15 protein-coding genes are annotated in these 13839 nt (G+C 65.3%); 8 read left to right on the top strand and 7 right to left on the bottom strand.

Translation table 11 applies throughout. The annotated features are described in order from the left end of the window. Nucleotides 1-16: 16 nt before the first annotated feature. Both LVD11_RS12845 and coaBC read right to left on the bottom strand, forming a co-directional pair. Nucleotides 17-2311, bottom strand: a complete 2295-nt coding sequence (locus LVD11_RS12845) for a phosphomannomutase/phosphoglucomutase (RefSeq protein WP_237059666.1) — start codon at nt 2309-2311, stop codon at nt 17-19. A 48-nt stretch (nt 2312-2359) separates the two neighbouring features. Next, on the bottom strand, nt 2360-3571 hold the full coding sequence (gene coaBC, locus LVD11_RS12840) for a bifunctional phosphopantothenoylcysteine decarboxylase/phosphopantothenate--cysteine ligase CoaBC (protein WP_237059664.1): 1212 nt from the start codon (nt 3569-3571) through the stop codon (nt 2360-2362). A 118-nt stretch (nt 3572-3689) separates the two neighbouring features. On the opposite strand from coaBC, the gene radC reads away from it, so the two are divergent. From radC to LVD11_RS12805, 7 genes are all read left to right on the top strand, one after another. Further along, nucleotides 3690-4385, top strand: coding sequence for a RadC family protein (gene radC / locus LVD11_RS12835; RefSeq protein WP_237059663.1), 696 nt, complete (start codon nt 3690-3692; stop codon nt 4383-4385). 200 nt (nt 4386-4585) lie between these two features. Further along, nucleotides 4586-4822, top strand: coding sequence for a 50S ribosomal protein L28 (gene rpmB, locus LVD11_RS12830; protein WP_237059662.1), 237 nt, complete (start codon nt 4586-4588; stop codon nt 4820-4822). A 34-nt stretch (nt 4823-4856) separates the two neighbouring features. Further along, nucleotides 4857-5012, top strand: coding sequence for a 50S ribosomal protein L33 (gene rpmG / locus LVD11_RS12825; RefSeq protein WP_020413983.1), 156 nt, complete (start codon nt 4857-4859; stop codon nt 5010-5012). Nucleotides 5013-5102: 90 nt separating this feature from the next. Continuing rightward, nucleotides 5103-5918 (top strand): bifunctional DNA-formamidopyrimidine glycosylase/DNA-(apurinic or apyrimidinic site) lyase, encoded by an 816-nt coding sequence (gene mutM / locus LVD11_RS12820; protein WP_237059661.1) that lies wholly within the window; start codon nt 5103-5105, stop codon nt 5916-5918. A 70-nt stretch (nt 5919-5988) separates the two neighbouring features. Continuing rightward, on the top strand, nt 5989-6147 hold the full coding sequence (locus LVD11_RS12815; RefSeq protein ID WP_237059659.1) for a DUF5993 family protein: 159 nt from the start codon (nt 5989-5991) through the stop codon (nt 6145-6147). 7 nt (nt 6148-6154) lie between these two features. Then, the gene (locus tag LVD11_RS12810) at nt 6155-6715 is read left to right on the top strand and encodes a disulfide bond formation protein B (RefSeq protein WP_237059657.1); all 561 of its coding nucleotides are present in this window, start codon (nt 6155-6157) and stop codon (nt 6713-6715) included. Between the two features lie 117 nt (nt 6716-6832). Continuing rightward, entirely contained in the window at nt 6833-8569 is a 1737-nt protein-coding gene (locus tag LVD11_RS12805) for an amidohydrolase (RefSeq protein ID WP_237059655.1), read from the top strand. Nucleotides 8570-8590: 21 nt separating this feature from the next. Here the strand turns inward: LVD11_RS12805 and sugE are convergent, their stop codons facing one another. From sugE to rsmD, 5 genes are all read right to left on the bottom strand, one after another. After that, entirely contained in the window at nt 8591-8917 is a 327-nt protein-coding gene (sugE, locus tag LVD11_RS12800; protein ID WP_237059653.1) for a quaternary ammonium compound efflux SMR transporter SugE, read from the bottom strand. Between the two features lie 33 nt (nt 8918-8950). Further along, the gene (locus tag LVD11_RS12795) at nt 8951-9367 is read right to left on the bottom strand and encodes a DoxX family membrane protein (protein WP_237059651.1); all 417 of its coding nucleotides are present in this window, start codon (nt 9365-9367) and stop codon (nt 8951-8953) included. Nucleotides 9368-9402: 35 nt separating this feature from the next. Further along, nucleotides 9403-11175 carry a gamma-glutamyltransferase gene (ggt, locus tag LVD11_RS12790; protein WP_237059649.1) on the bottom strand — a complete coding sequence of 591 codons (1773 nt, stop codon included), beginning with the start codon at nt 11173-11175 and terminating at the stop codon, nt 9403-9405. 131 nt (nt 11176-11306) lie between these two features. Continuing rightward, nucleotides 11307-11786: a pantetheine-phosphate adenylyltransferase gene (gene coaD / locus LVD11_RS12785; RefSeq protein ID WP_255775659.1), complete on the bottom strand. Its 480-nt coding sequence runs from the start codon at nt 11784-11786 to the stop codon at nt 11307-11309. Between the two features lie 141 nt (nt 11787-11927). Next, on the bottom strand, nt 11928-12506 hold the full coding sequence (gene rsmD / locus LVD11_RS12780; protein ID WP_237059647.1) for a 16S rRNA (guanine(966)-N(2))-methyltransferase RsmD: 579 nt from the start codon (nt 12504-12506) through the stop codon (nt 11928-11930). Nucleotides 12507-12587: 81 nt separating this feature from the next. Here rsmD and ftsY point away from each other — a divergent pair, with 81 nt between their 5' ends. Continuing rightward, nucleotides 12588-13796: a signal recognition particle-docking protein FtsY gene (gene ftsY, locus LVD11_RS12775; protein WP_237059639.1), complete on the top strand. Its 1209-nt coding sequence runs from the start codon at nt 12588-12590 to the stop codon at nt 13794-13796. Nucleotides 13797-13839 lie beyond the last annotated feature (43 nt).

Below are 13839 nucleotides of genomic sequence, written 5' to 3'. Positions count from 1 at the left end.
TTGGGTCGCCGCCGGTTCAGATTGCCAGTGACGGTTTCACTTGCTTGAGCTGGGCCGTTACGCGCTCGCGGATACTTTCCAGGGCCTGTTCAGATTCCGCCTCGAAGCGCAGGGTCAGTGCCGCGCCGGTATTGGAGGCGCGCACCAGGCCCCAGCCCTCGGCATACTCGATGCGCAGGCCGTCGGTGGTGTTCAGGTCGCCGTCGCCGAAGTCTGCCTGCTCGCGCAGGCGTTCCACCAGGGTGAACTTCTCCTCCTCGGCCACTGGTACCAGGATTTCCGGGGTGCTGACCAGCTGCGGCAGCGAATCCAGCAGTTCGTCCAGCCCCTGTTCCCGCAGCGCCATGATTTCCAGGATGCGGGCCGCCGCATAGATCCCATCGTCGAACCCGAACCAGCGGTCCTTGATAAAGATATGCCCGGACAGCTCCCCGCCGAGAATGGCACTGCTCTCCAGCATCCGCGCCTTCATCGGCGCATGACCGGTCTTGCCCATGATCGGGCGCCCGCCGTACTGGCTCACCAGCTCCCCCAGGGCGCGGGTGCTCTTCACATCGAACACCACACTGGCCCCGGGATTGCGGGCCAGCACATCCCGGGCCAGCAGCATCACCAGCTGGTCCGCCCAGGCGATGCGACCGCTGCGGGAGACCAGGGTGACCCGGTCGCCGTCGCCGTCGAGGGCCACGCCCAGGTCCGCGCCGGTTTCCCCGACCTTCTCCACCAGCGCCGCCAGGTTCTCCGGTCGGGAGGGGTCCGGGGGATGGTTGGGGAAGTCGCCGTCGAATTCGCAGAACAGGCGGGTCACGTCACAGCCGAGATGCTCGAACAGGCGCGGCGCCAGGTGTGCGGTCGCGCCATTGCCGGCATCAATCACCAGGCGTGGTTCGCCTGCCAGCGCCACATCGTTGAATATCTCGTCGATATACAGGTCCTGTATATCCTGCTGGCTGCTGCTGCCGCGGCCCTCACGGAATGGGCCCTGCAGCATCAGCTGGCGCAGCCGCTGCAGTTTTTCCTCGGCCAGCGAGCGCCCGCGCAACAGGATCTTGAAGCCGTTGAATTCCGCCGGGTTGTGGCTCGCAGTGACCATCACGCCGCTGCTGCCATTTTTGCCCTTGGCGCAGGCGTAGTAGAGGATGGGGGATGGCACCAGCCCCAGGTCGACGCAGTCGCAGCCAGTGTCGAGGATACCTTCGATCAGGCAATTGGTAAGCTGCTCGCTGGAGTTGCGGCCGTCCCGCCCCACCATCAGCAGTTCCTCTCCGGCGTGCAGCGCGAGGGTGCCCAGCGCGCGCCCCAGCTGGTAGGCAAAGGGCTCGTCGATCTCGTCACCGGCGATACCGCGGATATCGTAGGCCCGGAAGACATGCTCCGGGTAATTGCCCACCGCACCCATGGCTGCACTTGCGGCCTGTTTCTTCCCACCCTGTGTCGGCGCAGGCGGATCCTGTTTGTCGGCAGCCGCCTGTGCCGGGGCTGGGGGAGATACCGGCACACCGGGATAGTCGGAGCTACGGCGCGGGGGCGGCTCGGACCTTTGCCATGGGGCTGGCGTGTCGCGGGGAATAAACCGCCACAACAGGAACAGCGTCGCCAGCAGCCCGATCCCGGCGAAAATCATAAGCCAGAGCGGTGCGATGCTGTGGTCCCGGGCGAATTCGGTGGAGGGCCGCAGACCGACTTTCAGGAAGCTTCCCGCCACGCCCGCCGACACTTCCTGGCCCGTGCCCTGCCCTGCCTGCCACAGTGCCTGCTCGGGGCCGCCCGGAAATTGCTGGATAATCCGGATCTGGCCGGCCGCAGTATCGAATCCGGCGAATGTATTGGCGAGGGCCGTGAGCGGCTCGGAAACCAGTGCCACACCGCCCGAGGTGGCGGCGGCGCCGTGTAATTGCCAGGCGTTGTCTTTTCCGGTGCGCAGGAACTCCAGGGCCTCGGCCTCGTCGCGTGCACCGCGTTCCAGCAGGTCCACCAGGGCGAAATTCAGTGACGGATTGTTGCCGGCGCCGACGCGGATATCCCCCCTGCGAAAAACCTGCACGGACTTGCCGGGTTGCCGGGCTGCGCTGTCCCGGGCGACAGAATCCAGGTAGCGGTCGCGCTCCGCCAGCTGTTCCGCGACCCGGGCTGCCAGTGTTTTTGCGTGGGCTGTAGCCGCACTGCGAACCTCGCGCTCGTTGTGGGGCGTTACCACGTGCTGGAGCAACAGGTATGTACCGCCGGCCCAGGCGACCAGAGCCAATAACGCCGGCAACACCAGTTCACGCGGGAGCCGGGATGCCGGGGAAGAACTTGATACTGGGGACACGGTAGTTGTAAGTCCTGTCTTTCTAAGTTGTTGTGTATCTGGTGTCGTTTACCCGGGGAAGGCACGCGCTGAAATAATCCCGATCAGCTGGTCAGCGAGTTCGGTCTTGAGGGCCGATGGCAGCTGGGTTGCACCGCTGCTGTCGATGATCGTCACCGCATTGCGATCGCTGTTGAAGCCGCCGTCGGCAGCACTGACATCGTTGGCGATGATCAGGTCGAGCTTCTTGCGCAGCAGTTTCCCTCGCGCGTGCTCTTCCACTTTCTCGGTCTCCGCGGCAAATCCCACCGTGAATGGCCGTCGGCTGGTACGCGCGGCGATGCCCGCGACGATGTCCGGGTTTTTCACCAGTGCCAGGCTGTCGCTGTCCCTGCCGTCCTCTTTCTTGATCTTCTGTACGGCAACTTCTGCCGGCCGGAAGTCCGCCACCGCAGCGGCGCCGATAAAGAGGTCGCAAAAGTCCGCAGCGCGTTCGGCGGCCTCGCGCATTTCCCGGGCGTCCACCACATCGATGCGCTTTACCCCGGGCGGGGTGGGCAGGGAAACCGGGCCGGCGATCAGGGTGACCTCGGCGCCGGCGCGCTGGGCCGCGGCCGCCAGGGCAAACCCCATCTTGCCGGAGCTGTGGTTGCTGAGGAAGCGCACCGGGTCCAGGGCTTCGCGGGTGGGCCCGGCGGTAATAGCGACACACTTGCCGGCCAGTGATTGCACCGGGGCAAACAACCGTTCCACTTCCGCTGCCAGTGCCTGGGGCTCCAGCATGCGGCCCGGGCCAATGTCACCGCAGGCCTGGCTGCCGGCATCGGGTCCCAGCAGTGCCGCGCCGCGCTCGCACAGCGTGGCGGCATTGGCGGTAGTGGCCGGGTGGCGCCACATGGCCTGGTTCATCGCCGGCGCCAGCGCCAGCGGTGCCTCGGTGGCCAGGCACAGGGTGCTGAGCAGGTCATCCGCCATACCGGCGGCCAGGCGCGCCATGATATTGGCGCTGGCCGGGGCAACCAGTACCAGGTCGGCCCACTTGGCCAGCTCGATATGCCCCATGGCTGCCTCGGCCGCGGGGTCCAGCAGGTCCGTGTGGACAGGGTTGCCCGACAGCGCCTGGAATGTCAGGGGTTGCACGAACTCCCGGGCACCGGCGGTCATCACCACGCGTACATCGGCCCCCCGTTCCAGCAGGCGGCGTACCAGGTCAGCGCTCTTGTAGGCGGCGATACCGCCGCCGACACCCAGTAGGATGCGTTTATCGGCCAGGGAGGACATAGTTCGGTTCCCGAAATTGCAGGAGCGGGTAAGATTAGCATTTATGCGCCGTGCGGGATAAGCACGGCGGGCCCCGGCGGCCGCCGGAGGCGATCAAATGGTCTCAGGGAGGGACAATATGGCGATCAGTGACTGGCCGGTGGCGGAGCGGCCACGGGAAAAGCTGCTGCAGCGCGGCGCCGCCGCGCTCTCGGATGCGGAGCTGCTGGCGATATTCCTGCGTACGGGGGTGACGGGAATTTCGGCGGTGGACCTGGCGCGCCGGCTGCTGGTGGATTTCGGCGGCCTGCGGCCGTTGCTGGAGGCCTCGCAGGCGGACTTCTGCCGCGCCCGGGGGCTGGGACCGGCCAAATACGTACAGCTGCAGGCGGTGCTGGAGATGGCCCGGCGCCACCTCGCCGAGGACCTGCAGCGACGTGATGTAATGGACAGCCCGGCGGCGGTGCGCCACTTCCTGGCCGCGCAGCTGCGCCATCGCCGCCGCGAGGTATTCTGCTGCCTGTTTCTGGATACCCAGCACCGGGTGATCGTATTCCAGGAGCTGTTCGAGGGTACCCTCAACGCGGCCAGCGTCTATCCGCGCGAAGTGGTGCAGGCCGCACTTCACTGCGGCGCCGCAGCGGTGATCCTGGCCCACAACCACCCCTCCGGGGTGACTGAGCCGAGCCAGGCGGATATCTGGATCACCGAGCGCCTGGGGCAGGCCCTGGGCCTGGTGGACATCAGGGTGCTGGATCATATGATCGTGGGGGACGGCGCTGCGCTGTCCTTTGCCGAGCGCGGCTTGTTGCCGGGCCGGTCCACCGGAAACTGACGCCGGGAAACCGGGCAGTCGCGGGCGGGGCTGGTTAAAACTTGTCTCCCCCCCGCTGTTCTGGTATAAAACGCCGCTCTTTGCGGCCGGGCCAGATTCTGAACAGTTTCCGCCGCCGCCCAGGAACCGGATTAGAATCCCGAATTACAGTCCCCGCACCTCCTGTCATGCGGGCACGAGAGTTTTGAAGAGGCCAACAGATGTCCAAGGTATGTCAGGTAACCGGTAAGCGCCCGGTCACCGGTAACAACGTATCCCACGCCAAGAACCGCACCAAGCGTCGCTTTGTGCCCAACCTGCACAGTCACCGTTTCTGGGTTGAGTCCGAGAAGCGCTTCGTGAAGCTGCGTGTCTCCACCAAAGGCATGCGCGTGATCGATAAGAAAGGTATCGACACCGTGCTGAGCGAGCTGCGTGCCCGCGGCGAAAAAGTGTAACTGACGGCCCAGCCAAGAAATCGGAGACAGAACAATGCGTGAGAAGATCCGCCTGAATTCCAGCGCCGGTACTGGTCACTTCTATACCACTACCAAGAACAAGCGCAACATGCCGGAAAAAATGGAGATCAAAAAGTACGATCCCGTTGTCCGCAAGCACGTGATGTACAAGGAAGGCAAGATCAAGTAACTGGTCATGCCTTGCACGAAAAACCCGGCTTGTCCGGGTTTTTTTATGCCTGCCGGGCGCGCCTGACCCGGCTGCAACAACCCGGACGCCATGCCTGAATTACCTGAAGTCGAGACTACCCGCCGCGGCCTCGCCCCGCATATGGAGGGGCACACCGTGCGTTCCGTCACCGTGCGCCAGCGCAGTCTGCGCTGGCCGGTGGAACCGGATTTCGAGCGCCGCATCGCGGGGGCACGGATCCTGCGCCTGGAGCGCCGTGCCAAGTACCTGCTGGTACACACCGACCGCGGCTGTGCCATCTGGCACCTGGGGATGTCCGGCAGCCTGCGCCTGGTCGAGCCCGGTGCGGAGCTGCGCAAGCACGACCACGTGGACTGGGTGCTCGATACCGGCCTGTGCCTGCGCTTCCACGATCCGCGCCGCTTCGGTGCGCTGTTGTGGACGGAGTTGGACCCGGCCGCCCACGACCTGCTCTCCCACCTGGGGCCCGAGCCGCTGGCGGACGAGTTTTCCGGCGACTATCTCTACCGGGTATCCCGCGGCCGCCGCCAGGCGGTGAAGACCTTCATCATGGACGGTCGCGTGGTGGTGGGTGTGGGCAATATCTACGCCAGTGAGTCCCTGTTCCTGGCCGGCATCCGCCCGGACCGTCCTGCCGGCACGATTTCCCGTGCCCGCTACGAACGGCTGGTGGATGCGATCAAGCGGGTACTGGCGCGCTCGATCGAGCAGGGCGGCACCACCCTGCGGGACTTTATCGGCGGTAATGGTGAGCCGGGCTATTTTGCCCAGCAGCTCAATGTCTACGGCCGGGCCGGCGAGCGCTGCCGCCAGTGCGGCGGCCCGGTGCGGGATATGGTGCTGGGGCAGCGGAGCACATTTTTCTGCCGGCGCTGCCAGCGCTGAGCTGCCGGCGCTGGGGAGCGACCGACGGCGAGACTAATATTGCGCCCGTGTACGCTGCGGGAGACCGCCTATGGTCATGATGCTGCCATTTGTCACGGTGTTGTTGTCGGCGTGGTTTGCGTGGCGCGGAAGCTGTGCGGCTGCGGTCGGCTGGTGGCTGGCGACCCTGGTGATCTTTGTCGCCTGGTGCCTCTACCATATGACCTCCCCGCTCAATATCAGCCTGTAGCGCCGTGATGCAATTATCCGCCCGCCTGGCTCGCTGCGCGACCTGGCTCGATACCCTGGGGCTACTGGCGCTGGCGGGGGTGCTCTGGTTTGCGTTTGCCTGGCAGCTCCTGCTGCACGAACTGCCCTGCCCCCTCTGCCTGCTGCAGCGTGTTGCATTTGCGATGGCCGGTATTGGCCTGTTGCTGAATCTCCGCTCTGGCGTCCGGCCGCTGCACTACGGAGTGGTCATCCTGTCCTCCCTGGCCGGCCTGGTAGCGTCGGCGCGCCAGGTACTCTTGCATATCGCCCCGGGGGATCCGGGTTACGGATCGCCATTCATGGGCCTGCATTTCTATACCTGGGCCGTGGTCGCCTTCTTCGTGTTGCTGGTCTACTGCGGCGTGATGTTGCTGGCCGACCGGGTGGATGAGCGGCCACAGTCACGGGGGCTCGGCCTGCTGGTGCGCATTGCGGCGCTGGCCTTCCTGTCAATACTCCTGGTGAACGTCGTCGGCACCACCCTTGAGTGCGGGTTCGGTCCCTGCCCCGACAACCCCACCGCTTACCCGTGGTTGCGCTGGCTGTAGCCGCGGCAGTCCCCGCCCCCGGTTTCCTATACTCAAGCCGTTGCCCGCACCTGTCGCGGCGCGCCGGCGCGCGGCGGCAACGGGCTGCTCATAGTGTAAGGGGAGGAAGCGCAACGAATGAGATGGGGCTGGATACTCGGCGCGCTGCTGTTGCCGCTGGCGGCGTGCGGACCAGAGTCGCCGCCCGGCGACGCCGGGACCAACGGGAAAGCCGCGGACACTGCCGGTCAGGAAGTGATACCGGCCGCGCAGTTGGTCCTCAGGAATGGCTATATCTATACCGTCGATACCGACCGCAAAATCGCCCAGGCTGTGGCGGTGCGGGAAGGGCGGATTGTATTCGTGGGCACCAACGACGGGGTGGAGCCGCATATCGGCCCGGACACCCGGGTGGAAAACCTGGACGGCAGGCTGGTGCTACCGGGCTTTGTCGACGCCCATATGCACGTCAGCGGTCTATCGCGGCAGGTGGATCTATACAGCGCCGCCAGCGTCAACGATTACCAGCAGCTGGTGGGAGACTATATCGAGTCCAACCCGAACCGCCAGCTGGTGGTCGGGCGGGGCTGGGACCGGCGGGTTTTTACCGCGGCGCCACCGCACAAGGCACAACTCGACCACGTCAACGACCTGATTCCCATTGTTCTCTACGCCAGCGATCACCACAGTATCTGGGCCAATTCCGAGGCGATAGCCGCCGCCGGGATCGACAATGACACACCGGACCCCCGGGGCGGGGTAATCGAGCGGGACGATACCGGGCTGGTGACCGGTGTACTGCGCGGCCGCAGCGCCATGGCGCTGGTGGAAAAAATCATCCCGGCCAGGACCGAGGAGGAGTACCGCGCGGAAATTCGTGAAGTGCAGGAGGCGGTTGCCCGCCACGGCATCACTACCCTGCACGACGCCTATATCCGCCCTACCGAAGATCAGCCCAAGCTTGACGCCTACCAGAAGATGGCGGCGCTGAAGAACCTGACCGTGCGGGTACGCGGATCCTTTGTGGTGAGGCCGGGTGCCGGGCAGCGGGAAGTGCGAAAGCTGAAAACCCTGTCGGAGAAATACCGGGATGAGGAATTCCAGGTGCACTCGGTCAAGTTGTTTGCCGACGGCACCATTGGCGATGCCAATGCGCTGCTGAAGGAACCCTATGCGCACCGGCCCGGCCATCGCGGGGCGCGTCGGCTGGACCAGCAGAACCTCAACCAGCTGGCAAAGCTCGCCAACGCGGCGGGCCTGCAGGTGATGATCCGGGCTGTCGGGGATGCGGCGGTAGGGATGGGGCTCGAGGCATTTGCCCACTCGCGGGATATCAATGGCCCGAGGGATATGCGCAACAGCGTGGTCCACCTGCAGCTGGTAGACCAGGCGGACATCCAGCAACTGGCGGATACGCAGACCATCGCCGTGGTCCACCCGCTGCGCTTTGATCGCAGCGCCTTTCACCACGCGCTGGATGTGTCCCGTCTGGGCGAGGCGCGCGCGGCAGCGCAGTTCCCCCTGAAGAGCCTGTTTGATGCCGGGGCGACCGTGGCCTCCGGCAGCAATTACCCGGAGCACCGCCATAGCAGCCCGCTCGCCGCCATCCATGCCGGGGTAACGCGGAACGGTGCCGACAGCGAGGCGGTCTCGCTGGAGCGCATGCTGGCATCCTTCACCATTAACGGCGCCTTTGCCAACCGCCTGGAAGACATGACCGGCAGCCTGGCGGAAGGCAAATGGGCGGACATGATCGTGCTGGACAGGAACCTGTTCCAGATCGCCCCCGCTGACATCAAAACCGCGCAGGTGCTGCAGACCTACTATCGCGGGCGGCTGGTATTCGAGCTGGCGGAAGGGGCCAAGGCGGACTGAGGTGCTATTGCCGGCAGCCGGTCAGTTCGCGGCCGTAAGCCGGAGGCCGGCGATACCCGCGACAATCAACCCGATACAGAACAGTCGCGGCAGCGCGGCGGATTCCGCAAACAAGACAATCCCCAGGATGGCCGTGCCCACGGCGCCGATGCCGGTCCACACGGCGTAGCCGGTGCCCACCGGGATTTCGGTCAGTGCGCGGGCGAGGCAATAGAAACTCGCGACCATGGTCAGTACCGTCAGCACGCTGGGCAGGGGGCGGCTGAAGCCATCGGTGTACTTGAGGCCGATCGCCCAGCCGACTTCCAGCAGGCCGGCGAGCACCAGGAGAAACCAGGGGCTGGTCAAGGCTGTGTGCCTCCCGGGTGACTTACCACGTGTTCAAATACCGACAGCCTGGCTGCGCCTCACCACGAGGCGGTCCTCACTGCGGAAAGCCCACAGTACCAGGCAGCCGGCGAAGATGATCAGGGAGGGATAGAAGAGTACGTTGGCGCCCTCCAGGTACCAGCCCCAGGGGTCCACAACCGAGCGCCAGACACCCAGCAGGGTGGCGCCGTTGACGATGGCCTGGGCGGCATAGGTATAGCGCTGCCACAGGCCCAGGATCACCGCGGCACCGAGCAGTATCTGCAGCACGCCGAAAACCTTCCACAACAACGGGGCGCTGATCAGCCCCAGGTAAAAGTGGTCGGACACGGCGACGGCGTGCTCCACATTGACCAGCTTGTCCACACCCCAGATGACCAGCAGCAGGCCCAGGCTGAATCGCAGGAGTAGCAGAGAAAACGCGCGCATGGATTATTCCCCCGGGTAAGGTTTGGTTGGCGCCGTCACTCGCCGACCGCGCTGCCCTCGCGGCGCGGATCGGCACCACCGTGGAGCTCGCCGTCGATCAGGGCTATCGCGTGAATACCGCTGTTCAGGTTGCGCTCCACCACCCTGTGTCCCAGTTGCTCCAGCTTTCTTACAGTCTCTGCCGGGAAAAAGCCGGATTCTAGCTCTACACGGTGCCCGATTGCGCCGATATTGCCCGCGGCAATGGCCTCTGCAACAGGCATGCCCAGGCCCAGGTGATAGAGAATGGTTCGCGCAGTGTAGTCGATGATGCGCGACCCCCCCGGGGAGCCCACCAGCAGCCGCAGGCTGCCATCCCGGTTGAACACGATGGTCGGCGACATGGATGAGCGCGGCCGCTTGCCCGGTTGCACGCGGTTGGCCACCAGCTGGCCGTCGGCCCGCTCCGGCGTAAAGGAAAAGTCAGTCAGCTGGTTGTTGAGCAGGAAGCCCCGGACCAGCAGGCGCGAGCCAAAACCGGTTTCGATACTGGTGGTCATGCTGACAGCGTTGCCGTAGCGGTCCACGATCGACAGGTGGCTGGTATTGGGTTTTTCCGGAGAGTCGGCCGGCTGGCGCTCACCGTCGAACGGCTTCGGTTTGCCCGGTACCGCTGCGCTGGCCTCTGCCGCAGAGATCAGTTTCGCACGCCGCACCAGGTACTCCGGGGCCACCATCGCCCGGGTGGGCACGGCGACAAAGTCCGCATCGGCCGAATAGGTATTGCGGTCGGCAAAAGCCAGCTCCGAGGCTTCGGCAAACAGGTGGGTCAGTTCGGCGCTGCCGGCCTCCAGCTCATCCAGGGGGAACTGCCCCAGCATGCCCAGGATGGCACCCACGGTGGTGCCGCCGGAGGACGGTGCGCTGGCACCGCAGACCCGGTAAAGCAGGAATTCACTGCACACCGGTTCGCGGGTTTTGGCCTGGTAAGCGGCCATATCCGCGCGGGTCATGACGCCCGGGTTGACCGGGTCGTTGCGCACGGCATCGACAATGGCCCCGGCAATCTCCCCCTCATAGAAGGCGTCGGCGCCCTGCCCGGCCAGCACGCGCAGTGTGCGCGCGTAATCGGGGTTTTTCAGCAGGGTGCCCACCGCCAGTGGCTCGCCGTCATCGGTGAAGAAATAGCTGGCGATTGCCGGGCGCGCATTCACCTGCGGCAAGCGGTCGAGCAGTTGGTGCAGGCGCGGTGACACCTCAAAGCCCTGCTCCGCCAGCGCAATGGCCGGTGCGAACAGTTCCGCCCACGGCAGTTTGCCGTCGCGCTGGTGGGCCAGTTCCAGCATCCGCACCACGCCCGGCACACCCACCGAGTAGCCGCCGATCACCGCCTTGAGGAAATCCCGCGGCTCGCCGTCGTGCATGAAATAGTGTTCGTCGACCGCTGCCGGCGCGGTCTCGCGGCCGTCGTAATAGTGCAGGCTGCTGTCGTCGGCGCGGTAGCTCAGCATAAAGGCGCCGCCGCCGATTCCGGAGGACTGTGGTTCCACCAGCCCCAGCACCAGCTGGGCGGCAATGGCGGCATCCACGGCAGTGCCGCCGCGGGCCAGGATAGAGACGGCCGCCTCGCTGGCGTGTGGGTTGGCAGTCACCGCCATAAATTCCCCGGCTGTGGCCGCCTTGACCTCGCTGCGGCCGGTTGCCACTTCGGGCTGGATTTCCTCACTGCGCTCAACGGCGCCGGGGTTCTTGGTGTCGGGATCGGCAATCAGCAGGCCGGCAGAGATGGCACCGGCGGATAACAGGGAGGCGAAAAGCAGCTTGCGCACAAATGACTCCGGTCTTGGGAAACTCGCCGGAGTTTAACAGCTAAGCGTGAGTGCAACAGCCGGGCCGGTGCGATTGGCAAGCGTCCCGGAGCGCCGCGGCCGGGTGGCGCCGCGGCACCGGGCACACGGTTTCAGCCGTTGAACTTTTCCTGCAGTGCTTCCTCGACCGCCGGTGGCACGAACTTGGTGACATCACCACCGAGGGAGGCGATCTCGCGCACCAGCGAGGAAGAGATATAGGAGAGGTGCTCTGCCGGGGTCAGGAACAGGCTCTCCATGTTCGGAGCCAGTTGCCGGTTCATATTGGCCAGCTGGAATTCGTATTCGAAGTCGGAAACCGCGCGCAGGCCCCGCAGCACACCATAGGCGTCCACCTGGCGCACCAGGTCGGCGAGCAGGATATCGAAGCCGATGACTTCCACGTTAGGCAGGTGGCGCAGGACCTGCTGGGCCAGTTCCACCCGTTCATCCAGGGTGAACAGCGGGTTCTTGCGGGAGCTGGAGGCCACGGCCACGATCACGTGGTCGAACAGGCGGCAGGCGCGTTCCACCAGGTCCAGGTGACCATTGGTGATGGGATCGAACGTTCCGGGGTAGACGACTTTTTTCATGAGCAGGGTTTCGCAGGTTAACGCTGGACACCGATACCGTGGCCGCTCTTATGCCTGCCCCCCATATCCTGGGGGAGGCGATGCGGCCCGGCGGGGACGCGCATGTTAAACAATTTGCGCCCCACCCTCAAAACAGGTGCTTCAGGCCAGGGTGAGCAGGCGCATGCATACCTGGCCCGCGCGCTTTTCCTTTTCCACCCGCCAGCACTCCGGCAGCGGCAGCGGGGTATCCCGGGGTGTTTCCACATAGACCCGGGCGTCCGGCGCCAACCGTTGGCGCAGTGCCGCCAGGGACGGCTGCCACAGGTCCGCGGCAAAGGGCGGGTCGAGGAAGGCGATATCGTAGGGTCCGCGGTCCCCGGCGAGAAAATCCAGTGCACCCTGGTGGTGCACCGTGCCCCGGTCGGTGTCGAGTAGCTGCAGCTGCGCGCGCAGGGTGTCGGCCGCCCGCCGGTTCAGTTCCACAAAATCCACCACAGCCGCGCCGCGGGAAAGCGCCTCGAGCCCCAGGGCCCCGGAGCCGGCAAACAGGTCCAGGCAGCGGGCACCGGGCAGCCGGAACTGCAGCCAGTTGAACAGGGTCTCCCGCAGCCGGTCGCCGGTGGGGCGCAGCCCCTCCACCGGGGCAAACTGCAGCCGGCGCCCGCGCCAGTCTCCGCCAATGATGCGGAGCTGTGACAGGGGTTGCTGGGGGGCTTTGCGCTGGCGATTTCTGGACAAGTCGGTTTCCTGGCTGTGTGGGGCATCGAGCGGTGCTAAGATTAGCGCCTTTCCAATACAGTGGTACAGCCGGATACGAGCATGATCTTTGACTTCCTGCGCAAGAAAAAGCCCAAGCCCGACGAACAGGCGGAGGAGCAACCCTCCGCACAACCCGGTGAGGCTCCCGCGGCAGGTGAGCCCCCCGCAGCAGATGACCAGGCCGTAGCCCCGGGGCAGCCGGAGGCCGGCGCGGAACCCGGGCGTGAAGATCAGGCTGCGGGAAGCGGCCCTGCAGTTACCCCCGAGGTAACGGAGCCGCCACCTGCAGCGCCAACCCCCGAACCCGTGGAAGCCGGGGACCAGGCCGGCAAGGGGGAAAAAGTCGGTTTCTTTGCCCGCATCCGCCGCGGGCTCAGCCGCACCAGCAACCAGTTCGCCGAGGGCATGGGCAACCTGTTCCTGGGCGCCAAGGAAATCGATGACGAGCTGCTGGAAGAGCTGGAGACCCAGTTATTGATGGCGGATGTGGGGATGGATGCCACCACCGAAATCGTCGACCGCCTTACCGACCGGGTCTCCCGTCGCGAACTGAATGACGGCGAGGCGCTCTACCAGGCCTTGCAGGAAGAACTGGCCGAGCTGCTGGACAGTGTCGAGGCCCCGCTGGCCGTCGATACCGCAAAGCGTCCCTTCGTGATTCTCGTGGTGGGCGTCAATGGCGTGGGCAAGACCACCACCATCGGCAAGCTCGCGCACCGTTACCTGAACGAGGGCAAGTCGGTGATGCTGGCGGCCGGCGATACGTTCCGCGCGGCTGCGGTGGAGCAGCTGCAGGTCTGGGGCGAGCGCCATAGGGTCCCGGTGGTGGCCCAGCACACCGGCGCCGACAGCGCCTCGGTCATCTACGACGCCGTGCAGTCAGCTCAGTCCCGCGGTGTGGATGTGGTGATCGCCGATACCGCCGGGCGCCTGCATACCAAGTCCAACCTGATGGAGGAGCTGAGCAAGGTTCGCCGGGTAATGGGTAAGCTGGACCAGTCGGCCCCCCACGAGGTATTGCTGGTGCTGGATGCCGGCACCGGCCAGAACGCCATCAGCCAGGCGGAGCAATTTCGCGATGCCGCCGGGGTTACCGGTATGGTGCTGACAAAACTGGACGGGACCGCCAAAGGCGGTGTGATCTTTGCACTGGCACAGCGCTTTGGTATTCCGGTACGCTTTATCGGTGTTGGCGAGCAGGCCGAGGATCTGCAGCCTTTTCACGCGAAAGACTTTGTCGCCGCGCTGTTTCGTCGCGACGAAAAATGATTTTTCCTTTGCAGGAGCGGCCGCTGACCGCTCCTGCGGGGGA

Source organism: Microbulbifer sediminum, from assembly GCF_021729035.1.
Taxonomy (GTDB): Bacteria; Pseudomonadota; Gammaproteobacteria; order Pseudomonadales; family Cellvibrionaceae; genus Microbulbifer; species Microbulbifer sediminum.
This window is presented reverse-complemented; position numbering and strand designations above follow the sequence as displayed.